Genomic DNA, 25480 nt, shown 5'->3' on the forward strand with positions numbered 1-25480 from the left:
TATTATTGATTAGAAAAATTTATTTAAAAGCATCCCCTGTCAGCATATCTGAACGACATCGATCTTCAGAATCTCTCCCAGCTTTTTTAGCCTGGAACCGATGTGCCCAATTCCAACAGCGCAATGATGCGCCGGTCCATGCCCATTCCATAGTTCCACAAATGCTCGTGCACCAGGTGAAAAACGATACCGGCTGTTGGTATTCCCTATTTCCAGAATAGGCCCTTCCACAGATTCGCCTTCGGCAACAAGCAGCATCAGCTTTCCAGCATTGGTTTCCACAACGGACAGCATCGTTACGGGGCCATTTCGGACAGACATCTCCACGGATAAGCCTGACCCTACCTTTCCGTGATAAACTTCGAGTGGCCGTACCTTGGTTTTGCCTTGTGCGATCTGGATATGCCCTGGTCCGTCATGGCCCATGAGTACGACATCGTCCGTGTAATCCATAGCATAATATTCGGTAAAGGATCCTCCCACTCCGAAGCAGTCCATGATTTTCATCGCCTGTACGTTTTTGATTTCATACTCTCCGGCAACCGGGATACCCCTGGCCGTAAGCAGTGAAGTACCCAGAATGATGGAGCTCATCGTGTCCTCATTAGAGGGATTGCCAGTACCTTTGTGGTAGTAGGCCAGCGAACCCAGCTCATGCCTGTCGACAAGCTGATCCAAGGCGACAGAAGTTCTTGCAGAGCGTTCAAGTTCATAGATTGAACAGTCAGCCTGAATATCGAACCGCTCGTAAAATTCGCTGACCTTATCCTGGATGGCGAGCATTCCGACAGCCTCCCTGAGTGCTGAAAGTTCATCTACCTCCAGAATTGTAACATTGCCACCAAACGTGATCAATTGTAAAGTTGGGTCCGAGTAAATGTCCAGCATCCCGTTATAGTAATTACCCAACAGCCCCAAATTGTTATATGACATGCTGTTGGCTACCCTGGAAGCTTCAATCCATTCATCAATTTGTTCCCATACAATAGGATCACCATGAAGCATTCCTGTTACCTGGTAAGCAGCAATTCCAGACCTTTTAAGCACATTCATGATCTCCGGAACCGGACACGATCCGCAAAACGCCAGCCACTCCCCAGTCATACGGGTACGGTCATTCATACTATTAATCCTGGCATAATCTATGGCTGGTGCCGGAGAAAGATTCAAAATAACGACAGGCACACCAAGCCGGCGAACAACAGGCAATACTGTTGCCGAAAGAGCATAGGTAGTGGCGTAAATAAATATTATTTCTACATCGGCCTGACGAAACTGGTGCCCAGCCTTTATGGCATGTTGAGCATTGTCTATTATACCCAGATTTATGACGCTGGTGTAGGGTTTTTCCAAGCTTTGTTCAACGATTTGCAGGTAGCCTGATAGTCTCTGTTTCAGGCCTTCAAACTGCGGCCAATAGGTATCCAGGCCAATACCGAAAAGGCCAATTTTGAGTACAGGTTTATCGTCGTCAGACGTCTGTGAAAAAACTTTGCTAACGGAATTTTGCTGTATGGAATGCATTGGACAATATCAAAAAAAACAAATGAGTATCAAAAAAGATAAATTTTCACTTAGACTAGATTAAAATCCTAGTTTAATATTTCACGAACAAGAGATCAATAATCTTTTTATAAGTAAATATTTAAGAACTATTGTACAAATAAATCACGCAAATGGTTAGATTTGCCAATTGTTTTTGATTTTTAATTTATCTAATTTGATACTATATGGCATTGTTTAGAAAATACTATCAGAAGGTAATTGTTGAGCAGGCTCTTGATCAGCCCAGCTGGGGAGTTGCTGTCATCAATGTGGGACATAATATTCATCCGCCAGGTGTTAGTTACCCAGATTACCAACATCCGGGAGACTACGTATTTGATTGGGATAAAGGCCGTGTTCTGGAAGAATTCCAATTGGTATATATATCGCGCGGCCAGGGAATTTTTGAAGCTGATGGCGTAAAGCCGACTATGATTGAGGCGGGTACTGCTTTTCTGCTTTTTCCAGGCGTATGGCATCGTTATCAACCGTCAGAACAGACGGGTTGGGAAGAATTCTGGGTTGGTTTCAAGGGCTCATACGCTGATTACCTGATGGAGCAATCATGTTTTCAATCTGACAAACCATTAATTCAAATTGGTTTTAATAGTGAATTATTACAGGTACTGACACATTTGGTCGATACAGTCCGTTTTAGTTCTGACTCTTGTGGTACGTTATCCTCTTGTCTTACAATTCAGGTTTTAGCTTTGCTTTATGCCTCAGCGATCATGAAGAACCCTGAGCAAAGCCAGAGATATCAGCTCATTCTACATGCGAAATTCAGAATTCAGGAATACGAAGAAAGTGATCTGAACCTGGAAGAACTGGCGAAAGAACTGAATGTCAGTTATGTTTGGTTTCGTAAAGAATTTAAAAGAATTGTGGGTACCTCCCCAGGACAATACCATTTAAATCTGCGAATTAAACGTGCAAGGCAGCTTCTAAATGAAACTGACTTATCAATCGGAAATATTTCTGATCAGCTGGGTTTTGATTCAGATTTTCATTTCTCCAAAATATTTAAACAGAAAGTCGGATTTTCTCCCACCAATTACCGCAAGAATTTTCTTAAAAACGCCGTCACTACCTGAAAATGCAATGATCGTAAAATAGGCACGCTAATTCCTTTTTAAGATACCAAAATTAGAAATTGGAACGACCCCTACTTTCTCAGAATTTAAAAATAAATAGATAATTTCCACCAACTCTTTTCTTGTAAACATGGATTACATTTTCAATTTTGGAAGACAATACCTTTAATTTTAATAGGTTTGGAAGCGATCATAAATCATGCACAAAACGTCTTGCCCTAATTTGAAAATACTGCCCATTTTTTAACAAAATACAATAAGCCTTTTAGGTGCCGCCTTATCAGGCCACTACCCATAAGGGTTCTAAAGATTAACCGCCCTGCTGCCTCATGGCGCGATTTTCTTGACTCACTCGGATTTTAGTTTGTGGAAAAAGTTTACGACACTCACGCGTAAATCGGCATTTGTGTAAAAAGCCCTATAAGATTATCTCTAACGACAGACTGCAAGCCTTTTGTTAGATCAGCAATGCAATACCACAGTTAGCTGCAACCCTCCCGACACACCACAACAAACTACTGCCGCTTCACGGCTTTTTTATGTGCTATCCCCCAATCTATCATCGACATAATGACTGGACAAAAGGTTTGACAATAATCTGTGTGATTATACTCAACTAAAACAGGAGTATCAGGATAGACACTCCGAATAATTAATTTATTCATTTCCAAATCTTTCAATTCTCTCGACAACATTCTTGTAGAAATTCCCGGAATGCTTCTTTCTATTGCTCTGAAACGCTTATTGCCATTACGAATTGCGTATAAAATTGGAAGTTTCCATTTTCCACCGATTACATATAAGGTGTCTTGCAAAGCTTGCATTTCTTCAACTGGATATCTTTCCATTTTTAAATTATTTTGGTATACTATGTTATACTGGTTACAAATGTATATCACATTCATTGTAGTTTTGCATCTCATTATAAAAACACCCGGAAAATGAACAAAACAATTTTGATAACAGGCAGCAGCACAGGTTTAGGACATTTAACGGCTAAGCACTTTGCAAAGAATGGCTGGAATGTAGCAGCGACAATGCGTAGCCCAGAAAAAGAAACAGAACTCAATAAGATTCCAAACATTAAGGTTATAAAATTAGATATTACACAACCTGAGACAATAAAGCTCGCGATGGAAGAATCAATAAGTGCATTTGGAAAAATTGACGTTATTGTAAATAATGCAGGAATTGGTATGTATGGTGCGTTGGAACTTACCGCTGATACTGACATAGACAAACAATATGCTGTGAACGTTAAAGGCGTTATTAATGTAATACGCACATTTTTGCCTCATTTTAGAGAACAGCGTGCAGGAAGGTTTATCAACATCGGTTCAGTAATGGGGCTGAGCACCGCACTTCCATTAGGCTCCCTTTACAATATGTCTAAGTTTGCATTGGAAGGTTTGACCGAAGGATTGTATTTTGAATTAAAGCCGTTGAACATTGATTTACATTTAGTTGAACCAGGCGGATTTGAGTCCAATTTTGGAGCAAATATTACATTCAGTAAAAGTGATACGATTAAAGATTATGACATCATAACTTCAAAAGTTGAAGCTACACTTAACGCTGCAAAAAAACAGGGAGCGACCGCCAATCCAATGACTGTTGTGAATACAATTTACGACCTGGCTTCTGGAAAAAATAAAAACTTTCGAACTATTGTGGGTAAGGATGCCAAGACAGTTCTGCTTTTACGAAAAGTCCTTCCAATAAAGAATTTTCTTAATTTACTTGGGAAAAAATTTACGTCTTAATAGTAAATACAGCTGTATATATACCGAAAAGAAGCGCAGCAGCTAACAGATTTTCTGCAAAAGTGGGGAATTTGTACTAAATTTGAGCATTGGATTTCTATTAAAAATTTGTGTTAAATTCAACTTTTGTGCTTCGATTTCCCCACGTTCGCAAAGCTCCAAAACAGGTAATGACCTAAAACGGGCTTGCTGACATTTTCAATATATTAAATATCAATTGATATGGCTTTAAAAGATTATTACAAATAAGTTTATTATTTGCCGGCATCAGCCTTGAAGCAGCGCTTTAAAAGTTCTGAATGGATGTGTGACCAATAAATTTTTAGCTCATCGTCTCTTTTACCGCGTCCTGGTTCTTTATGCCTGAAGAGTTTAAACAAGGCTGCCTGTTTGATCGCTGTGGTTAATACCGTTACCGTTATTTTCTCACCTTTTATATCTGTAATTTGCATGGCAATGGTATTTTGATTTCAGAAAAGTCAAATTTGTTGGTTATCACCTGATTCTGCCAGTGGTTCCAAATGAAAGGCAGGTTGACCGTCTGCGGTAAAAAGATACTCGTTCGCCATAATTGTTTCGGCCACGCTTTGTTCACTGGTCACATATTCATACTCCTTTTGCGGGTTCTTATACAAATAATCATTCAGTTCTTCTGCCGTCTTTTGAAACCAGCTTTCCAGATTGGACAAAGCAAGGTCGATGTTGGAGAGATTTTTGGATGATTGATAATTCCAATTTATCCCGGCTGCAAAGATCCAATCCCTGTATACCTGTATACGTCCGCTAAAATTTAAATGTTGCCAAGCTGCATTTCGAAGAAACAAAAGGCATATCGGTGGATAGCGAAAACAATAGCGCCAATGGCTGAATATACCAAAATTTAAACAAGGATCATGGCTTTTTCTCGTTTAAGCAGCGTAAACTGGACCAAACCAGATGTACCCTTTGCTTAGTTTGCAACAGGCTAAAAATTGAGTAAAGGCCATGAAATTAAGGATCAGACCTGTGTTTTGGGAAGAAAAAATACCCATTTAATCGTATTCAAAACAAACGCTTCTCTATGAAATCCTTCTGAATTACCTTTGTTGCATACCCTACTAAATCATCGGCAAATCTATTTTCTTTGTCCAATAACGCTAGCACTCGTAATGAATCCGTACATATTTTCGCGGTAATGGTAAACTTTGATTTGTGATTTAAGAACATGCTAGCGGAGAAAAATGATAGGTCAATGAGCGAGTCAAGCTTGGAAATCGATAAATAAGTTTTGGAAGTTAATACCTAGAGCCCAGTATTTTGAAGGATCATCAATTGAAAAATAATATTACAGTCATTAATGGTTAATTACAACACCAATCCGTAATGCTTTCAAACCGGAAACTCCTTGAAGTTCTTCAAGTTCAAGATACTCCAGATCGTCTAATAGTACATTCTTTGCCTGAAGGAAATGAACGTAGTCTAAATAATCATTGACTGCTTTTTCATTAAAATATACCATCGCAATTTTTCCTGGCTGTGTAAGCCGCTCTCCTGTTTCTCTGATGCGGACCTTATCAATCCTTTTTTTGATAACCTGGTAGCGAATATTATATGAGCCTTCTACATCAAAGCGTCTTTCATCTTCACGGAAACAAATGTCTATACAACCCGAATTAATAAAGATCAGCTGTGTCGTTTCGAGTGGCTCTTCCATTTCAGATAGCAGTTCATGGCTCATATTTACGATCGAGGACATAGAGCTCAACTGCCAAAGTTTCACATTTTCAAGATATAGGTTATTGAATTTCTTTTCGGGTTCGATAGACTGACCAATATAAATGTCGTATTCAACGCCATCTGTCCTGAATTTTTCAAAATATGCCGGATAAAATGGCTGTATCTCCGTTTTAAATTGGTCTAGCCTACCGCTTACCATAGCATTGATTAACTGCATTGATTTTTCAAAGGCTCTACGGTGTGCATAAGCTATTCCATTTTCTGGCACAAGACTCTCAAAATAATCTGCAACAATTCTTTTTAACTCATCAGATTTTATCTTTTGTTTTTTATGATTTTTGATCTGGGACGAGGGATTGTCTTTGATAAAATGATGGAGAAAAGGGTGTATGTCACTATCAAGAAATTCATTAATCCTAGTCTCATCAATTTGACTCGTATTCAGCGAGATTTCGTCCAGTATTCCTTTGCATCGGAAGGCCAGATGGTCAGCGAGTGGCAAACCGGGCTTTCGGTTCAACCTGAAAAAAACTGTGATTAGCATATTAAACTGCAACACCATATCCTGTCTGAGCACTTTGTTTCTTCCGGAAGTCGAATTTTTTATATCAATTGCTCCGTACAATGGATATACATTTTTAAACGTAATTTTTTCATTCGATACCGTAAAATTTGCGTTGCTATCTCTGAGAAATTGCCATGCTGTTTCCTTGAATTTCCATTGGACCGACTGCTGAATGGAGGTGTATTTTTCCTTTATGACCGCTTCTACCTTAAAGTCAAATTCATCAGTAACACTTTTAAATATCCTCGAAATCAGAGGAGTTGCAGGATGAAGCCTGGATAATATCCGCTCGTCCAATAAAATTTCGTCTGTTGAATATACCTCAAGTAAGCCAACAACCTCTGCATCATTATAAATAGGCATTATAGCATGTGACTGTACCCCTGTATTTTTCATCGCTGCAACATATGCTTCCATCTGGTTATCGAATGTAATATCCGATAGGAACATGATCCTTGGATTTTCGATAAAATGCCTGGCAGACAAAATGTAAAACTCCTCAGTATCCTCATCTGGGATATCAACAGAAATCTGCTTGCTATGAAAGATAGTTTTCCTGTCAATTATCAATTTGCCATTCAGCCGCAGAACGGGAATAAACCCAAGATGTACGCGCTGATCCCCTATCAGTATCTTCAAAGAATCTGTGACGCGGCGGTAAAAGACACTTTTTTCAAGATTCTGATTTTCAAATATAGCAGTCTTGATAGCCTCAATAGTATATTCAACTGTAATATCCATCAAACTGATAACAGAAATGCCTTCAAAACGAAACAGGTCAAGAGGAAGATACGCTGAAAGCAGGACAATATCCTGATCATCATGCCATAGCTTTTGTAGGACGTCAGGGCTGACATCAGGAAGTTGTCCCACCGCAAATACCTCCGTGAAGCGGTTGTCAATGTTAACTCGGAAATACCTTGGTAAGCCGTTTTTATTTTCGTGAATGGTGATGACAAAATGGGTGTCCTCCAAAGGTACTATTCCAAATAAGTGTTCAAGTATAAACGCGTAAATCATGAGCAGATTATCCCTGTCAGGAAAGCTGACTGATGCATCGCTGATCATTTCGCTTTTGACCTTACCTGTTTGCTGATCTGTAACCAGGTTATAAAAGCTGTCTGTTCCGTAGAAAACAATGGGGCTCAGGGGTACACCGATAGCCCATACAATATTTTCCTCCTGGGAAAGTGATGGCAGCAGCAAATTGTAAACAATTTTAAGCTGTTTTTTAAATTCCAGTGTCTGTTGAATTGGCAGAATTTCTAAAAATCCAGCTTCAGCCGTAAGCAATTCAACGGCCGTTTCAAGATAAAGGTTTCGTAGAGAAGGCTCGCCTTTTGCCACGACCTTGACCCAGTTTATAAATTTCCGAAAACAGACCGAAGAAGCTCTGGAACTACCTTCCTGGGCAGAGCTATTGGATATATCCAAAGTGATAGCCATCATAACGTTAATCGTTTTTAGGTCTGATAATCATTCTTAGCGACTGGTCCTTTGTGAAAAATGCTATGGCCCAGTTAAACAGGGTTTTTGCTCGGTTTCTACGATGCGTTAAGGAGAATAAATGAATAACCAGCCATATGATCCAGGCAATAAATCCTTTCAAATGAAGCCTTGGCCTGGAAAGGTCTACGACAGCTTTGCTTTTGCCAATCATAGCCATTGAGCCTTTATCAATGTAGGTGAATGGAATCAGGCTTTTTTGCTCGATAAGGTTAATAAAGTTATGACCCAGGTTCTTTCCCTGCTGGATAGCTACCTGCGCTACCTGTGGATGCCCGTTAGGAAATGAATAGTCTGAGGTTTGCAGGCACGCATCTCCAATGGCGTAGATATCAGGTGAGCCAATCAATTGATTATAGGCATCCACCCAAAGCCTGTTGCCACGGCCATAGGCTTCCTGAGGGATTCCCTCAATTTTTTGCCCTGTCACACCCGCAGCCCAAATTAAGTTAGAGCTGGCTATGCTTTCACCATCCGAAAACATTACCCAATCGTTCTGATAATCAGTTACGTGACAATTCAGTTTGACTTTGACTCCCATCTTGGTTAGGGCTTTGTAGGTATCCTGTTGAGATTTCGGGCTCATCGGTGAGAGCAGGGCTTTCCCACCATCAACCAGGTAAATTTCGGCGTTGATGTCTTCCAGCTCAGGATAATCTTTCTGAATGATACTGTTTTTCATTTCAGCAAACATCCCTGATATTTCTACACCGGTCGGGCCGCCACCAGCAACTACAATAGTGAGCAGTTTTGTTTTCTCCGCCCGATCGGTGGTGATTGAAGCCTGCTCGATGCGTTGCAGCAGTTTGTTGCGCATATCCAATGCATCGTCCAGGGTTTTCATCGGGATCGCATTAGCCTGCACATTTTTCATATCAAAGAAATTAGTGACTGTCCCACAGGCAAATATCAGACAATCATATTCGAGCTCACCACTAGTTAGCAGGACTTTATATTGGTTGGGAAAAACCTTTACAAGTGTACCTAACCGGAAGTGAAAATTCTTGGTTTTCCGCAAAAACATCCTGAACGGGTAACTGATGCTGGAAGCTTCCAGAAAGCAGGTGGCTACCTGATAGATCAGCGGCGAAAAAAAGTGATAGTTGTTTTTGTCTACCAACGTAATTTCAAACCCAGTTTCGTTACTTAACTTTTTGGCGAGGTTGATGCCAGCGAAACCTCCACCGATGATTACGATTTTCATATAACTGAATTTTAAATCTGCGAGGACATTTCTGGCTCCGTAATAATAATGCTTCTATCTTTTAAAATCCCCAGAAGAAAAAAATGCCCGATATAACGAAAGATTTGTTCCCTGTTTTCCTGTGGCAAACTTTTATCACTGATCGCATTCTGCATTTGCCAGCAGTAAAGATTAACCAGCATCCTGCTATCCATACTTCGTACGAATACATTTTGATTTTTGCCCGACTGAATCACTTCCATCATTTTTGAGAGGAATTCCGTTTGGATAAAATGACTTAATAGCCGGAACGCGTTATGGTAGTACTTTTTTAGACCATGGAAAAAGGGCGTTGAAAAGAGCTGCGCGATTTGCTGTGCACTTTTCAACAGATTCAGCATTTGTGTAAGAGGCTCCTGTTCTTTTAGTGCAGTGCCCAATAGCTGCCCACTTTTATCAATCAGACTTTCTACGACCGCCTCAATCAAAAGATCCTTGCTTTCAAAAAGCTGGTAAAGCGTTTTCTTTGAAATACCGCAGGCCGATGCAATATCCTGTGTCGACACAGCCTGCGTACCCATTTGGTTAAAGAGTACGCAGGCCGCGTTTATAATTTGTTGTCTTCTCATAACACAAGACCCGATTTGTTAGTGAGCAACTGCAATCTTGCTAACCGTTTCTTCTTTTTTCGGAAACTTTTCCCGCCATTTATCTCCAATGCGGTCAACACAGTAGTAGACAATCGGAACCAGAAAGACCGTCAGACAAAGGCTGGTTGAAAGACCTCCGATGATTACCCAGGCCAAACCATTTTTCCATTCACTCCCAGCCGTACCGCTCAGCGCTATCGGAAGCATACCGATCACCATCGCCAGAGTGGTCATCAAAATCGGGCGCAGCCTGGTAGTTCCGGCAGAGATCAACGCAGTCCAGGTGCTGTCACCATGTTCTTTTCGCTGATTCGCGAAATCAACAATTAAAATGGCATTTTTAGATACAAGACCCAGGAGCATGATCATTCCCAGAATTGTAAAAATACTCATCGACGATTTTGTTAACGCCAGGATAAGAAATACCCCCAGAAACGCCACCGGAATGGCAAACAATACCACGAATGGATAAATAAAATTGTTATAAAGTGCAACCATGACCAGGTACATCAAAAGAACAGCAGCAATGATAGCGACAGCCAATGAGCCAAAGGCATCGCCCTGGCGTTCTGCATCTCCACTCCACCGTATATCAATACCTGCCGGTAAAGGTTTCTGCACCAATGATGTTTTGATGCGCTCGACCAATACTCCTGATGTTAAACCCAAAACTCCGCTTTTCACTGTCACCGAAGTGCGTCTGTCTTTGCGTTCCAATACGCTTGGGCCACTTCCCTGGGTAACATTTGCGAATTGTGTAAGCTTGACAGATTTGCCCGAGTCATTAATGAAATTGATGTTTTTCACATCTTCGACATCGTGCTTGTTGAAATCATCGAACTTGACCCTGATGTCATATTCGTTGTTACCGAAACGGTATTTGGCATCATCGTTTCCAGCGTAAGCATTCTGGATGGCTGCGCCAACATTGTAAATGTTCAGTCCCAGCTGTCCCATTTTTTCGCGGTCAATGTTGACTTCTACTTCCGGGTTTCCGGATTCTACGCTTAAACTTGTATTGATCGCTCCGGGCATAACGGCGATGCGTTTTTTCAGATCATTAGCCGCTTCCATCAACTGCTGCGCATTTTCTCCATTCAAAACAATCTGGATCGGATCACCTCCATTCACCATGCTCACCATGCTTGGGCTTACCTTTACACCTGCAAAATGCCGTGCAATGTCCTGACTTTTATCAAGCATCAGTTTTTCTGTTGAAGTACTTCTTAGGGTTTTATCAATCAATGTAACGGTGAGTTCAGTTTTGTAATCAGAGCCGACACCCGCGACGATTGAAGAAGTACTGCTGCCGGCCACGTTACTGAAAACGGTAACCACATCGGGCTGTTTGCGCATGTAATTTTCAATTTGAAGACTGCGCAGGTTATTTTGTTTGACAGTCAGGTTTTTGTCAAATTCCATTGCAAGACGGAATTGGCCCTTATCACTCTGGGTCACAAATTCACTCCCGATCACACCCATATTCATCACCACGCCGATCAAAATAAAAAGCGAAATCACAAAAGCGCCCATGATCATTTTGTGTTGTAAACTCCATTTCAAGGCACTGGTATACCAGCTTGTCAACCCTTCAAGCAATTTTTCAAACCATATCAGTGGCTTGTGAAGCCATTTTTTGTTATCCAGAATCGTGATTTTCCCGAAACGGGAAGAAAGCCAGGGAGTAAGCGTGTAACATACAAATAAACTCATCAGCGTAGCAACGACAATAGTAAGTGAATACTGGCGAAGCACAGAACCTATCGTGTTTTGGATCAGGCATAACGGCCCGAACACTACGACGTCAACCATGGTGATGGCCATTGCCGAAAAGCCGATCTCATTTCGTCCGTCCAGTGCAGCCGTCCGCTTGTCTTTGCCCATGTGCAGGTGCCTGTGGATGTTTTCGAGCACCACAATGCTGTCATCGACCAAAATACCGATTACCAGCGAAAGTGCTAAAAGTGTCATCAAATTCAATGTAAAGCCAAAAAAATACATGGCGATAAACGTCGAGATCAAAGAAGTTGGTATAGCGACAAGTACAATCAGCGAATCTCGTATACTGTGTAGAAAAAGCAGCATGATGGCCGATACGAGCAGGACGGCAATGACCAGATCATGTACCACGCCATCAGCTGCGTCCAGGGTATAATCTGCTGCATCGTCGGCGATGATAAATTTGACACCTTCCTTCTGATATTTTTTCTCAATGTTCACGATTTTTTTCTTTACCTCGGCACTGATGGCTACGGCATTGGCGTCTCCCTGCTTTTTTATCAGTATACCAATTCCGTTCAACCCATTGTAGCGAAAAATGGAAGCCGGATCTTTTGTCACGTCAGAAACGGTGGCAATCTCACTGAGTTTTACCGGACTTCCCGCCACAGGAAGCGAAACGGTCAGGTCGTTTAACTGGTCAATTGATGTAAATTTTCCGGTTAGACGCACTGTCATTTGTCCATCCGTTTCCGATTTTACTTTCCCAGCCGGAAATTCAACATTGGCGTTATTGATTGCCTGAGTCACATTCAGAATTGAGATCCCATAGTAATCCAGTTTATCCTTCTTTACGTTCACCTGAATTTCCCGCTCCTGACCGCCGATAAGCGTGATTTCACCAACGCCGGAAATCTGCTGAAGCTGGGGATTAATCTCATTTTTCATGACATCATAAAATGCAGCATTGGTCAGTTTTGAGGTGGTAGCAAGCTGCATGATTGGAGAATCACTTGGCGTGATTTTGGAAATGCTCGGTGTTTTCACCTCGCTGGGCATATCCCCCAAAATATTATTGATCTTGCGTTGCACTTCCTGTTCTTTGTCGCTGATTTTACTACCCACAGTGAATTCGGCCGTGATAATTGAATTACTTTCCAGCGATTGTGAAGAAACAGTTTTTATCCCATCTACACTACTGAGGACATCTTCAATTTTTTTGGTTACGGTCTGTTCTACATTGACAGGAGCAGCACCGGGATACCGGGTTATGATGACCAGTGCCGGCTGGCTCATATCCGGCAGCAGTTCATAGCTGAGTTTGCCGTAGCAAAACAGCCCGCCTCCAATAAGGACCGTAAAAATTACGATGATCAATGAAGGACGTTTGATTGAAATTTCTGTTAATGACATTTTTCTATCGTTTATTGACTTTATAGAATTCAAATTTGATCACCACACGAGGCTGTGTCTCCCGTTATTTTCCTATGGTTACTTTCGAACCATTCGTTAGATTAACCAGACCTCCTGACACTACAAGCTCGCCCGGTTTCAGCCCCTGGATTACCTCGATACGCGTTTCGTTACCGCTACCAAGTTCAATGTCAGTAAGTTTTGCAACTCCGTTTTCCAGCACATAAACCTGCGGTTTAATGGATGACCCTATCAGCGCAGACCTCGGAATAGTGAGTGCACTGGCAGAAACATTATGGTCTAATGAAACGCTTCCGTACATACCTGATTTCAATGCTGATTTGCCATTGGCAACCAGTATTTTGACGGTAAAATTGTGTGCGGCATCTGCCTTGGCAGCGACCATATCCACTTTCCCTGTAAAAGAAGTACCCGGATACACATCCGAGGTAACGTTAATGACTTGCCCGTTATGGAACTGCGAAATGTTTTTTTCAGGCACGTTGATCTCTAACTTCAAGGCACTGATATCGGTTAGTGTTGCCATTTGCGCGCCCGGCGAAACGATAGCGCCAAGGTCAAAGTTTCGGCTGGTAACAATGCCGCTGAATGGAGCTAAAATGGTGTATTGACTGATCTGTTTTCTGAGTTCTTCGATCTGGGCATTTGTTGTAATGATATCAGTTTTCGCATTATCCATTTGCAGACTTGTGACACCGGATGGTGCCTGTTCGTAACGTGCCAATGTGCCGGCAGCCTTGTCATAACTTGCCTGCGCCGAATGAAGCTGCGCCTGAAGTAATCCATTATCTAGCTGTGCGATAATGCTTCCTGATCTGACAAAATCACCCTCCTGAACGTTAACCTTGATGACTTTCCCGGATGTTTCCGAGCCAATAGTAACTTCCCTGTTTGGGCTAAACGAGCCCGTGAACGATGTATTTTGTTCAAAGGCTCCTGCCTCTACGGTATCTACCTGTACCAAAACTGCTGTGTTGACATCCGGATGATATACCTTTGCCTCCACTTCTTTTTTATTGTTGGTCAGCGTGAAAGCCACCAGGGCAACCAGACAACCTGCCACAACAACAGTAAGGATGATTTTCGTCGTTCTGTTCATTTTATTATTGGGAATGGTTTGTATTTTGGAAAATTTCAATTTTAAATAAGTTTGGATACCTCTTACGGAAGTAAAGTGCCCTGGGCCTTTTTGAGATTTAGCTCTGCTTGTTTGATGTTGATAATCGCTGTCACAAAATTGTTTTGCGCAGTTTGCAGATCTGTTGTCGTATTAATCACATCACTTACTTTTACCAGGCCACTTTTGTACTGCTGGTTTATATCTACCATGACTTTCTTTGCAAGTGCCAGGTTCCTTATTTGGTTTTGATAAGTGATTAGATTGCTGCGAATATCTGCATTGGCGTCTGCGACATCTTTCTCACTTTGCTGAATAGTTTGCTCTGCCTGCACATCGTACTTCTTAATTTCAATCTGTTTCTGACGCGCCCGGTATTTGATACTGAACCCATCAAAAATCGGATGACTGAACTTGATGCCAACAGCGGAGGACTGATAAAACTTGTCATTTATATTTTTGAAAGGGTTGGCATTCACGTAATACCCCGAAAGCCCGGAGTTGGCATAAAGCGAAATGGTCGGCAGAAAGCCCGATCTGATATTTTTGTATTGCAGCTCAGCCACTCTTCGGTTCTGCATCACTTGCAAATAATTCGTCTTTTGCATGGCGTTAAAATCTATAGCAGTTGCAGCCGTCAACTCGCTCTCGCCAAAGCTGTCCACAACCAAAGGCTCGCTTAGCGGGATATTCATCAGAATTTTTAAAGCATTGTAATACTTTTCCTTGCTATTCTGCATTCCTTCAAGATTAGCCTTGCTGTTGTCGCGTGTAACAGTCAGACGGTCTACATCTGTTTGTGTTGCAAGTCCTGCTCTTAATTGTTCGGTGGTACTGCTCAGTAATGCTTCGGTATTGCTTAGGCTTTGACTGGTCAGTTCCTCCTGTTTCAAAAGTGACTGGATGTTGTAGTAAGCAGCCGCAACATTATATACAAGATCTTCCTGACTGCTTCTGATCTGAAGCTGGTTTCCGTTTACAAGAATTTTTGCGGCCTTCAATGCAATGATTGCCGACGGGTTGTATATATTTTGCGTCAGTTCGGCAGTGACAGATTTCGTCTGTGCAACCCCAAGACGTGCCGCAGTATACGTTCCGGCTGGTCCACCAAAAGTTTCTGCCGGTATCACCGTCGCCTGTACCTGCGGAGCGTACTGGTAAGAGCCTTTTGCACTGATATTGGGAAGTAAAGAGCTGTAAGCCTCACCAATGGATGCATTGGTTTTATCCAGGTCAAGCGCGTCTGCTTTAAGTTGAAGACTTTGTTTCAATGCAATTTCGGTACACTGTTGAAGCGTATAAGTCTGCTGTGCGCTAGCGATACTGGGCATGACTAAAATGTATGCGACAGCGATATTTACCAATTGTTTTATCATGACTTTTTTGTTTGATTTTTAATTTAGACTTTTTTGTCGAATTGGTATTACAGTAATCCGGCTTAACGGAAAATTAAAATTGATTTACAGGGATTTAACTAATAGTAAATATTGATATTTTTGTTCGACATTTTTGTCGATATCAAGGCAAATTTTAAGGTTTGAACGCGGTTTCCAAAAAATTAAGCACGTAGACTTTGCGATCACGCAGCAAATTAAGGTAGGCCTCATCCGAAAGCTCCAATATAGACTTGAACATGGCCATCCCTGCAAAAGGAAACATGCATACTGACAAGAGCGTAACAAAAATCTGCTTAGGATCTCCAACAATTTCACCTGCTGCCACAGCTTTTTCAATAGCAGAAGTAAGTACGTTTGCCGGATCCTCCATAGCAGTGGCACTTTTAATGATTTCTTTTAAGATACCTGTGTTGTTATTAAACTCATTCAGCATGAAAATGTCAATTTCCGGATTCTCAATGGCGCTGTCCATGTAGTTAGTTGCGAAAAACTGCATACGCTCCGTAATGGTCATATCAGTATCGTGACTTTGGATAATCCTTTTGGTGACCTCTGCAAAAAACTCTTTCCACACTTCCGAAAACAGTTTTTCCTTGCTTCGAAAATAATAATGAAGGGCAGTACGTCCTATGCCAGCTTCATCAGCAATTTCCTGCAGCCTTGCACCTGCAAGTCCCTTTTTTAAAAACACTTTTTTTGCAGCGTTCTTAATCAATGTCTCTGTGTCGATACTTACTTCGTGGTGCAACATATTTGTTTGACATTTTTGTCGAACACAAAGGTGATTTAAATTTTTGACTTCTCCAAATTTTGTCAAAATAAAGTTGGGTCCTGAGAAAATAAAATATCAAGGTGTTTAAAATCAGCAACTTGTTCAGTTCTTCTCATAAAACGTTAAGATCAATTTTTTGCAGATATCAACTGAAGACTTCTATCGTATTCAAAAGAAAAAACTGGAAAGTTGTGCAGATACTGCTTACTCAATTCCAGAACATCGCTGGCCATCGGCCGGGAATTCATTTTACCAGTGTAGAAGGTGGAGTAGTAAATGGTGATGGTGATGACCCATTAATTATCACGCAAAAGTCAGTACCAAAAAGCAATACAGACTTTTCCAAAAAAATCCTCCGTCCAAACACTTATTGTCTAGTAAAGAAGTCATATTTCAAAGCGAAACCTTGGTTAAGCAGTTTTTGGTTTCCGGTCTCATGTCGATGACAAGAATTCAGCCTAATGGCAATCCAATGCTCAACGAACAGGTCTGGCCCAAGTTTTTTTCAAAGCCATGCAATGAACTGGTTAAAAGCGATTTTAGGGACAACTCCGATTTCACATTTTTTGTATCAGGCAAAGCTCAGGGGCACTTTCTGAGTGACAGTCCCGCTTGGGCAGACATTTCTGATCGCCTGAGTGACACTTCAGCTGTGGATAGAATCGCAGGGCTACTGCTCGATGATCAAAAAGAAAGAGGTGAAACAGAATTTTATTACTACACATTTAAAAAAGATGTCAATGATCTTCAAAATGTAATTGAGCGGAATTTGGTTCGGTTTTATGCATATGGAAAGGTAACAGTACTTGCATCTGAGGGGATCGAGTATTCCGGAAAAGCCTATTTTATGAAAAGTACATTAAGACTGTCTTTGGTGAATCAACTTGGCGGTTTTCTCGAAGTATTTCTCAAATTAAACGGAGATAAATCTAGTATGCAACGTCCTGATATATTATATGGAGCGTCATTGTGGCATTCAGATGATCGAATACAGGCTAAAACCGTGGTTTTGTCCAGATCCGGAGTCAGTAAATTTGACCCTAAGGCCAATTTTTTTTGGATTTGATGAAGAAAAACACTTTAAAGATCTAAAGGCAGAGGATGTCTTAACGGGAGGTTTGATCAGCTACATTCGAGGTCAGTACAACAGATTTTTGCACTCACCAAAAGAGCCTTTGCCAAATCTATTTCGTCCTCGGGATAAAACATCTAGGCAGTTTCATTTTTTTATAGCTTGTTTTTATGGCTATGGTTTAAACTTGCATCTGGGTGAAAAACCCTATATAGATGATGAGGAGTTCCAAATCATCCAGGGCCACATCAAAAATGCATTTATTCATGGTTACAGTGTACGCTTCGCAGGACTTGAAAATTCAAAAAATATTGATTTGAAAAGCCCAGCTTCTATTAGAAAAGCCTATTTAAATCAATTTTCCCCTCAGGAATCGCAAAATGGTAAAAGAGACCAACTTGCAAAAAGTGCTATCAAAAAGATCATTTCCCAAATTCAGGAAATTGCAGAGGAGCAGGAATTTTTGGTTTCTGCTTTTAACTCGGGTGGACCTCTGGCTAACGAGGAGTTGTACGGTTATGCCAGCTTATTATGGCCAAGTTTACTGCCCAAACGGGACGAAACTGAATCCTAACCGGTACATAGTGATATATACATCAGTCAGTATTACATTTTTAATAGTGCCCGGTTTAATTATCAGGCTTGTATGCGTTTATTTGTATACTGATATTCACGCATTTGAAGCCTCCCCTAGGTTTTGAGTGAGAAAAAATTAGTGCTGATTTCTGTTTAATACACTGATAATAAGTTTTTTAACAGTATCCATTTCTTCTGCTTTGCTTGACTCGGCAAAAAGGGTCAAACTGGCAAGTGCTTCATTACTTACTATTGGATTACCATCAATCGACTGTAACAAGCCATTTTCTTTTAGAAATAGCAAAAAACATGCGGCTGCAATTCGTTTATTTCCATCTACAAAAGCGTGATTTTTTATAACCAGGTAAAGTAAGGTCGCAACCTTTTCTTCAATCGATGGATAAAAATCGACTTCGCCAAAACCCTTACTTACTTGTGCTATTGAACTTTGAAAACTATCATCTTTTGCTTTTCCAAAAATGGTGGAGTCAAATTCAGTTCGCATCGAAATTATTATATTCTCATAGTCTGACACATCAGGAAACTTTGCTACCCGTCTGTTTATACCCCTTTCATCCAATCGCTCATGGTCATAATCATCTAATAGTCCGAGTCCTTTTGAAAACTCAGCAAGCCATTTAAAATCTGTCTCGCCTGCCTTGGTTTCTATGACGCGGCTCAGTATTCTGATTCCATCCTTTAAAGTCTGAACTTCCTTTTGCTTTCGGGCTAGTCGTTTTTCGTTGACTGCATAACCATGAAAAAGATAATCTTTGAGACGCTGCGTAGCCCATTGTCTAAATTGTGTGGCTTTTGCAGAATTTATCCGGTAGCCTACCGATATGATGACATCCAGGTTATACAAATTCATCTTTCTTTTTTTCCCATCAGCCGCAACCTGTTCCAAAATGGAACAGGTTGCGGCTGGGTCTAATTCATTCGCCTTATATATATTATTGACATGCTTAACAATAGAAGGGCGCTATACAGTAAAAATTTCAGCAATAGCGTGTGCATCCAACCAGACCGTATCTTCTCCAAAACTTACCGATATTTGGGTTTGACCGTCGTTATTTCGATATATTTCTATTTAATTTCCCATCTAATAACAGATAAACAATTTTACAATAGTCAAAGGGCAATAATGTCGTCAGAGCTAAACTGGGGTACAATTTTCATAATTCCGGGGAATCTTAGTATACCAATTTCATCATAAGTTAAAAGCAAAACGCATAGCTGTAAATCAGGTCACAATTAGCACCGAATCTAAATTTTCTGCATCTCTCACTTAGGTAAATCTCGATGGCAGCGTTAAGCAACGAATAGCCCGTCCTTTTCGAAATCTAGCTTAATTCTGTGTGATGCATCTCGTTTCAGTTTATCAACAATTTTCACTTAGATCATCGTGGTTTTGATATCCCGGTGTCCTAGCAGCTTCGAGACTGTTACAATATCTGTCCCTAAAACCAATTGAAGGGTTGCGAAGGTGTGCCGGAAACAGTGAAATGTAATATGCTTATTAATTCCGGCTGAACGCAACCAGTCTGGGAAGATCCCGTCGACAAGATAATACTTTAATCCCTTGAAAACTTTACCCTCTGCTTTTTGCCTAGTAACGAATAGGCCTAATCCGTAATTGGCAAAAATTCAGCGCTTCCTGTTTTGTCCGTAGAGAACTGGATGTAACGATTTCCCTCAGATCCCCTGAGTTCCTTCGATTCCAGCGTATTGATATTAGAAAACCTCAATCCGGTCAAGGCTGAAAAAAACGAAGCTTTTTTAACGACTTCTAATTCGCATTTGGTGTTGGCCAATTCTTGAAGTTCATCTAAAAACAAAAATTCACGATGCGTATCTTTCGGAGATATACTTTCAACCATTTCACCAACGTTGCTGGACAAAAGACCTTTTTTGTAAGCTTCCTTTAAAACGGTTTTAAATTTTGCGAAATAGCTAACCGCTGTATTTTTTGCAATCTTTCTCCCAGTCCTGCCAATACCCGGAGCCGACAATAAGTAGTCTGAATACTCTTCACAAAATGTCTCATTTATCTGCGGAAAAAGCACTTTCTCTCCCGCAAAGCTTTTAAAATAATTAAGAGCCATCCTCCAGTTCTCAGAATAAGTAGATTTCCGCTTTGCCTTTTGATCTTCAAAAAAACTCACGAAATCACCATTGCGCATTCGTCCCGATAAGAAATCGAACCGCCTGTTTTGGACTTCCAGCTGACGACGAGCCCGTATTGTTTCGGCCAGCTCCATCGTTTCCTTGTTATGCAGCTTTTCAAGCTCGGTTTTGGGCTTCTCGTAAACGTAAATTTTCAAATAATGCTTTCGGGTCAACACCCCGGTATCAGGATGAACCACAGGAGGGTATATATCAAGAAACAAAGTGTTTCTGCCCTTCCCAATTGCTTTTCGTCTTAGTGTTACCTTGCTCACTTTCCACCTCCCTTCGCTAAACGATACGCCTTATCTATATGACTTTTGGAAATGTAGATTTCCTTCCCCTCCTGAAATTTAGGATTTTTTTTCCTGTTTACCATACTATAAACAGAGTCCCTGGAAACACCAAAAGCAGATATAATCTCCTCAACAGTGTAGCAGTTAGTTTTGGATAACTGCTCTTCAGTCGATTCAATTTTCTTGACCGCTCATACGGCCAATTCCGGAAGGTCAAAAAGAGCAAGTATTACACTTCGTGAAACTCTGGTCTTTCTTAATCCTAAATTTATCGCCTTTAACCTGCCGGATCTTATCATGAGATGAACAGCCTTTGTCGAGCACCCTAAAATGAAAGCAGCATCCTTTGCTGTCAGCAACTCCTTGTTCAATAACTCGGTTTTTGGCTTGTCTTTTATTGACTGAGTTTCTTTGTTGCTTGCCAAGATCTTGGTTTTCATTTTTTCATGCTTGGCATTTCTTCGGCGCAATTTATAATTACGCTTGGCACAATCAACCCCGCAAAACCGCGTCACTGTCGAGCATTGCCGTAAATTCTTTACTGCAATGCTCGCAGATCCTTGTGATACTAATATTGGAGCTCATAGGATGACATAAGGCTATCTAAGAGTAAATAAGATGATTTAAGGGTAAATAAGGGAAGTAATCTCTCCCCTATTTGTTACTTGTCAAAATTTTAAATCTTGAGAGACAAATAGGGGACAAAAATAACAAAATTGATGCAAAAATCCAAAAAGAAAGGATTTGAAAATTCTAGCTAAATAGCTAATTTTCAAATCCTTATATAGTTTTATTATGTGTTATTTAGGCTTGTTTTAGGCTTTCACTTGCCGATACAATATGTATTAGTCCCTAATAATGAGATATTTAAATACAGTAAGGTACAAATTAGGTACAAAACAGGTTTAAAGGCGTATTTTTCTCTTCATGTATTATCTGACATTTGGTCTAAAATTACATCCCTTATGTCGGATTTTTGAAACTTAACTATTCATCAGAATGGAGCTTACTCTCAAATGTAATGCCATTCTGTGTGTTATTTTTCGTTGATTAGCTTTATCTTAAATTTGAGAAGGGCACTGTTTGGCTTACACAAAAGTTGATGGCTGACCGTTTCAGTCAACAGTGCCTAATACTAATATGCACTTTGGCAATGTATTCGATGACGGTGAGCTGACAGAAGTGGCAACTATTAAGGATTTCTTAATAGTTCGAATGGAGGAAAAAAGGGCAGTAGTATGGAAACAGGAATATTTTAAATGATCAAGAGCTTATACTGAAAGCAACTATTCCCATTTTGGGAATGGCTTAGATTGAAGAAAGCGTTGGATCGTTAGGCAATTGGACAATTTTTAATCTGGAAATTATTCGATCAATTGAACATAGATTAAATTCCAGTAAAACCACGAAGTTTAGAATTTAGGCGACCTAGCGACTTATTCCACAAGTACACTTATATAATCGGATTACTATAAAACATAATAATGAGGAAGTGCTGGAAGCAATCGAACCACCGAGGATTTCTCGGTGATTCGGCATAAGTAAAAGACAAAGTCAATATTTACCCTCAATGACAAAACTGCTACGCAGCGTGGCAGTTTTGTATCTGCCACTTGATATCTTTCAAAGAGAATTTTTATATTCCTCAAATTACGTGGGAAGAAACCGATCTGGAAATTCCATTTTCAAAGCAGCAAAAAGGGGTTTAAATTCACCTCAGCCAGTTCCTTTTTTAATTTCCCTTTCCAGAATCGACTTTAATTTGTGAAGTCAGATCATGAAAATATTGTGCGTTCCATATATCTAAAACACTTGAATCAGATATAAATCTCCGGATGTCATCCTTGATCCTCAAAAAATTTACCGAATCTATTTTGTCGTTTAGTAACGGCTGGAACTGGGATTCATTCATTACCTCTTCATTCCAGTCACCGCTGTCTCTTGCTCTGGACGCCAAGTGCGTTAGATTCAACTTTACTCCCTTTCTGATATACCATTCCATGTCATACCAGTCACGGCCCTTTACATTGTCCTTCCACTTCCTGTACAGCAACGCATGCATTTTACCGGCAAAAAGGTCCGAAATACTGAAACACTTTACATAAAAAGAAAATGGTTTAAGCAGAAGCTTTTCTTCCGTTTCAAAACCCAGAGGCGGCATCGTATCAACTTCCAGCTTGATTTTAATATTTGCAGTTTGCCCCAATCCCTGCTGCGGCACAACACTTTCCAGGACGAGCTCTTTCCAAATCGTTTCAGATTTTAGGAATGCCGAATCAATATTGGTTTTAACTGCTTTCTGTTTTTCTTTGATTGATACCTGCATCCCCAACGCTTCGAACTCCTGGACAATTGCCGGAAGATATCCGTTGATCGAAAAGTTTGGGTTAGCCTGAAGAAGCGAAAAATCCAGATCCTCTGAAAATCGGTTTAAGCCATAAAAGATGCGGAGTGCCGTACCTCCGTAAAATGCTGCCTTTTCAAAAAAACCTGCCCGGTAAAGGCCGGCTAAGGCCACTTCCTGCATGATTTCTCGCAGTGCCTGTGTTGCCTGTTCCTTGTTAGAAGGGCTGTAACTATCCAACCAATCTTTGATCATAATGTCCTAATTACGCTAATAATCATTGTCAAACTTTCCCGTTTAGGTGAATCTTCCAGCCATGTTTCCATCGTTTCCGTATCCAGGTGTCTAAGCTGATCTTCATCCATTCTCAGATTTTCAATAAGGTAATCGCCTGCCAAAGTTTTGCTTCTCAACTTTAAGCCTGTAGTATTGATTACTTTGTCAAATAAAGCTTTTTCCGGCGAGGCGATCAGGATGTTCTGGTTTTCTGCGATCTGAACCTGACGAATTCCAAAACTGTAATAAGGTAGCAGCAAACGTGTATAGCTGAAAGTTCCTGACAATGTATTAAACTGGCGTGAGGCTTTGGTTGTTGCAGATGATATTTCAAAGACCTGTTCAGGAATCAATCCATAATAAGATAATGCACTGTCAAATGACACGTAGCTTGGCCCCAGTAGGTGATTTGCCAGTAGAAACGGCTCCGTTCTTTTTGAGCTGAGCTTCGCAGTTGGCAGGTAAATTCCCTTCTTAACAGATTCAATAATTCCTGCCGAAATCAGCTCATGTATTTTATCGTTGGGCCGCTTATAGCCTTTCAACAGCGACAACAAAAGTTGGTGGGTTATTGGCTGGGCAGAAAACTGTCTTATGCTTTGTAGCAGATCCATGTACAAATATAGTAACATAATCGGAAATATTCCGATTATCGTGACTTAAATAGACAATTTATATTAATAATCGTTTTTTTTATAAAAACCGTATTTACCATATATTAAAAGCTTCGGCGACATTGCCGGCTTAATTCTAGATCGTCTGGTACATACTTCTTATAGAACCGAAATAAAGGGGGACCCCGCTCGGGGAGATATTTAGAAAAAAAAACGGCAAAATTGTCAGTCCATCAGAATCTCCAGGACCAAAAACTAAATTAGGGGGCAGTATGCCGGGTACCGGGGTAAGCATGACCGGACTGTCCAACTTTCAATGAATTAGTCACTTTACAAACATTTTTTAGTTAAGCTAAGTAAATTGCCATACTTCAATATTAGTACACTGCAAAGCAGCAAGGATATTAGAACATTCGTATCTAAGAATATCGATTTCGAATATTAAGCTAATATGAACATAAGTTACTGACTATAATAAATTTAACACATAATCTATTCAACTTTTATGTCACAAATACCTAATATTTTTGTGACATAAATACCACCATTTTTAAAAGGAATAAAAAACTATCAGCGCGCAATCTGAAAGTATGAAAACAGAAGATTATCTATACAATCCACCTAACTCCTTCTTTCTCTGTGTCAGCTATGTAACTCTTAAAAATCTCAAATTGTTCTTTAAACCAGTTACCTATTACAAGCTCAGCCTCTTTTGAATTCAGTAAATCGGAAATCTTTCTATGGAGAAAAATTACCATTCCGTTGTCTATCTTCAAGACCGACAAGCGTTTGCGATTGGCAATTCGCTCCATTTTTTCGAAATTAGTATTCGTCTGATCGACCCATATGTCTACAAAAATGCTTGGAAGTTCAAAATCGAATCCAAATTTCATATCGGAATACCCTTGACCTTCTAAAACCCTTTCGTACCGGTAAAAAACTTTGTTTTGGCTGAAAACCTCCTTCAATTTTAATCCGTTGATTGGAGATTTGCCTTTATTGAAAGATTCAGAAAAATGCGATTTAGATTTTTCCAAATGCTCTCTCAAGACGCTCATTGAATCCCGGATATTTTTATATACGACGAAGTCTTCCGCTGAAAAAACCATTCTTTGACTCATACCTTTTGCTTGAAGTAATTTTAAAAAATCATCTACGTACATATCCTCTCTGAACTGAAACAACAATTCGTAAATCTCGTACCATCTTAATTGCCTAAATGTAACCTTCCAATCTTCTATTTTAGGATCGTAGTTTTTTGTGCAGTACACGAGTAATCTCTGACCCTTAATCTGATACTCTTTTTCAAAAGTTTTTTCATTTAGCAGAATGCTTTGGTAGCTATTTAATTGCCTTTCATTCTCCACGGAGTTTACCTTACTTTCAAAAAAACATAGACTATCTGTTTGTTTCCCTTTTAACACAATGTCGATAATACGTGGGAGATCATTAATTGGATAATACTTCTTTTGTGTCGCTACTTGATAGTCATCGTCAGACAAACCCAAATGATTGGTAAATACTTTTTGAAAGCCTTTATTTCTATCAAGTATTTTGGCAAAGATCTCAGTGACGAAATCTTCCAACGGAGTTCGCCCAATTCTGCTTTCTTTTTGATACAGAGAAAGGAGGCCATTGAACATAAAGTATGAAAATAAAATTGTGGTACAATTCG

23 protein-coding genes are annotated in these 25480 nt (G+C 40.2%); 4 read left to right on the plus strand and 19 right to left on the minus strand.

The window, feature by feature from the left end:
- Positions 1-39: 39 nt before the first annotated feature.
- A complete protein-coding gene (locus FZF08_RS17710; RefSeq protein ID WP_159471178.1) occupies positions 40-1524 on the minus strand; it encodes an arabinose isomerase in 1485 nt (494 codons plus the stop codon).
- A 206-nt stretch (positions 1525-1730) separates the two neighbouring features.
- On the opposite strand from FZF08_RS17710, the gene FZF08_RS17715 reads away from it, so the two are divergent.
- Complete coding sequence (locus FZF08_RS17715; RefSeq protein WP_159471180.1) at positions 1731-2639, plus strand: AraC family transcriptional regulator; 909 nt, start codon at positions 1731-1733, stop codon at positions 2637-2639.
- Positions 2640-3154: 515 nt separating this feature from the next.
- On the opposite strand, the gene FZF08_RS17720 is transcribed toward FZF08_RS17715, so the two are convergent.
- Positions 3155-3487, minus strand: a complete 333-nt coding sequence (locus FZF08_RS17720) for a helix-turn-helix domain-containing protein (protein WP_159471182.1) — start codon at positions 3485-3487, stop codon at positions 3155-3157.
- 93 nt (positions 3488-3580) lie between these two features.
- On the opposite strand from FZF08_RS17720, the gene FZF08_RS17725 reads away from it, so the two are divergent.
- Positions 3581-4402: an SDR family oxidoreductase gene (locus FZF08_RS17725; protein ID WP_159471184.1), complete on the plus strand. Its 822-nt coding sequence runs from the start codon at positions 3581-3583 to the stop codon at positions 4400-4402.
- 254 nt (positions 4403-4656) lie between these two features.
- Here FZF08_RS17725 and FZF08_RS17730 read toward each other — a convergent pair whose 3' ends face one another.
- From FZF08_RS17730 to FZF08_RS17770, 9 genes are all read right to left on the minus strand, one after another.
- A complete protein-coding gene (locus tag FZF08_RS17730) occupies positions 4657-4854 on the minus strand; it encodes a hypothetical protein (RefSeq protein WP_159471186.1) in 198 nt (65 codons plus the stop codon).
- A 27-nt stretch (positions 4855-4881) separates the two neighbouring features.
- Positions 4882-5226, minus strand: coding sequence for a hypothetical protein (locus FZF08_RS17735; protein ID WP_159471188.1), 345 nt, complete (start codon positions 5224-5226; stop codon positions 4882-4884).
- Between the two features lie 509 nt (positions 5227-5735).
- The gene (locus FZF08_RS17740) at positions 5736-8132 is read right to left on the minus strand and encodes a GAF domain-containing protein (RefSeq protein ID WP_159471190.1); all 2397 of its coding nucleotides are present in this window, start codon (positions 8130-8132) and stop codon (positions 5736-5738) included.
- A gap of 4 nt (positions 8133-8136) precedes the next feature.
- Positions 8137-9393, minus strand: a complete 1257-nt coding sequence (locus FZF08_RS17745; protein WP_159471192.1) for an NAD(P)/FAD-dependent oxidoreductase — start codon at positions 9391-9393, stop codon at positions 8137-8139.
- Positions 9394-9404: 11 nt separating this feature from the next.
- Positions 9405-10001 (minus strand): TetR/AcrR family transcriptional regulator, encoded by a 597-nt coding sequence (locus tag FZF08_RS17750; protein WP_159471194.1) that lies wholly within the window; start codon positions 9999-10001, stop codon positions 9405-9407.
- A gap of 18 nt (positions 10002-10019) precedes the next feature.
- The gene (locus FZF08_RS17755; RefSeq protein ID WP_159471195.1) at positions 10020-13154 is read right to left on the minus strand and encodes an efflux RND transporter permease subunit; all 3135 of its coding nucleotides are present in this window, start codon (positions 13152-13154) and stop codon (positions 10020-10022) included.
- Positions 13155-13218: 64 nt separating this feature from the next.
- Positions 13219-14313: an efflux RND transporter periplasmic adaptor subunit gene (locus FZF08_RS17760; protein ID WP_159471196.1), complete on the minus strand. Its 1095-nt coding sequence runs from the start codon at positions 14311-14313 to the stop codon at positions 13219-13221.
- A 23-nt stretch (positions 14314-14336) separates the two neighbouring features.
- Entirely contained in the window at positions 14337-15668 is a 1332-nt protein-coding gene (locus FZF08_RS17765) for a TolC family protein (RefSeq protein WP_159471197.1), read from the minus strand.
- A 154-nt stretch (positions 15669-15822) separates the two neighbouring features.
- Positions 15823-16440 carry a TetR/AcrR family transcriptional regulator gene (locus FZF08_RS17770; protein ID WP_159471198.1) on the minus strand — a complete coding sequence of 206 codons (618 nt, stop codon included), beginning with the start codon at positions 16438-16440 and terminating at the stop codon, positions 15823-15825.
- A gap of 391 nt (positions 16441-16831) precedes the next feature.
- Between FZF08_RS17770 and FZF08_RS17775 the strand changes: the two genes are divergently transcribed.
- Together FZF08_RS17775 and FZF08_RS17780 are read left to right on the plus strand one after the other, a co-directional pair.
- A complete protein-coding gene (locus tag FZF08_RS17775; RefSeq protein WP_159471199.1) occupies positions 16832-17527 on the plus strand; it encodes a hypothetical protein in 696 nt (231 codons plus the stop codon).
- On the plus strand, positions 17442-18107 hold the full coding sequence (locus FZF08_RS17780; protein WP_159471200.1) for a hypothetical protein: 666 nt from the start codon (positions 17442-17444) through the stop codon (positions 18105-18107). Before FZF08_RS17775 ends, FZF08_RS17780 begins: the two co-directional genes overlap by 86 nt.
- A gap of 138 nt (positions 18108-18245) precedes the next feature.
- On the opposite strand, the gene FZF08_RS17785 is transcribed toward FZF08_RS17780, so the two are convergent.
- The 8 genes from FZF08_RS17785 to FZF08_RS17815 form a co-directional block, all read right to left on the minus strand.
- The gene (locus tag FZF08_RS17785; RefSeq protein ID WP_310590605.1) at positions 18246-19082 is read right to left on the minus strand and encodes a virulence protein RhuM/Fic/DOC family protein; all 837 of its coding nucleotides are present in this window, start codon (positions 19080-19082) and stop codon (positions 18246-18248) included.
- Between the two features lie 422 nt (positions 19083-19504).
- Positions 19505-19648 carry a tyrosine-type recombinase/integrase gene (locus FZF08_RS32325; protein ID WP_200837119.1) on the minus strand — a complete coding sequence of 48 codons (144 nt, stop codon included), beginning with the start codon at positions 19646-19648 and terminating at the stop codon, positions 19505-19507.
- A gap of 86 nt (positions 19649-19734) precedes the next feature.
- Positions 19735-20550 (minus strand): site-specific integrase, encoded by an 816-nt coding sequence (locus FZF08_RS17790; protein ID WP_200837120.1) that lies wholly within the window; start codon positions 20548-20550, stop codon positions 19735-19737.
- On the minus strand, positions 20547-20750 hold the full coding sequence (locus tag FZF08_RS32330) for a helix-turn-helix domain-containing protein (RefSeq protein ID WP_159471736.1): 204 nt from the start codon (positions 20748-20750) through the stop codon (positions 20547-20549). Before FZF08_RS32330 ends, FZF08_RS17790 begins: the two co-directional genes overlap by 4 nt.
- 12 nt (positions 20751-20762) lie before the next feature.
- Positions 20763-21011: a helix-turn-helix domain-containing protein gene (locus FZF08_RS31595; protein ID WP_200837121.1), complete on the minus strand. Its 249-nt coding sequence runs from the start codon at positions 21009-21011 to the stop codon at positions 20763-20765.
- A 1292-nt stretch (positions 21012-22303) separates the two neighbouring features.
- Complete coding sequence (locus FZF08_RS17805) at positions 22304-23170, minus strand: nucleotidyl transferase AbiEii/AbiGii toxin family protein (RefSeq protein ID WP_159471201.1); 867 nt, start codon at positions 23168-23170, stop codon at positions 22304-22306.
- Positions 23167-23823 carry a hypothetical protein gene (locus tag FZF08_RS17810; protein WP_229216583.1) on the minus strand — a complete coding sequence of 219 codons (657 nt, stop codon included), beginning with the start codon at positions 23821-23823 and terminating at the stop codon, positions 23167-23169. Before FZF08_RS17810 ends, FZF08_RS17805 begins: the two co-directional genes overlap by 4 nt.
- 590 nt (positions 23824-24413) lie before the next feature.
- Complete coding sequence (locus FZF08_RS17815; protein WP_159471202.1) at positions 24414-25448, minus strand: PD-(D/E)XK nuclease family protein; 1035 nt, start codon at positions 25446-25448, stop codon at positions 24414-24416.
- Between the last annotated feature and the right edge of the window lie 32 nt (positions 25449-25480).

The sequence above is a fragment of the Dyadobacter sp. 3J3 genome, from assembly GCF_009801115.1.
Lineage (GTDB): Bacteria > Bacteroidota > Bacteroidia > Cytophagales > Spirosomataceae > Dyadobacter.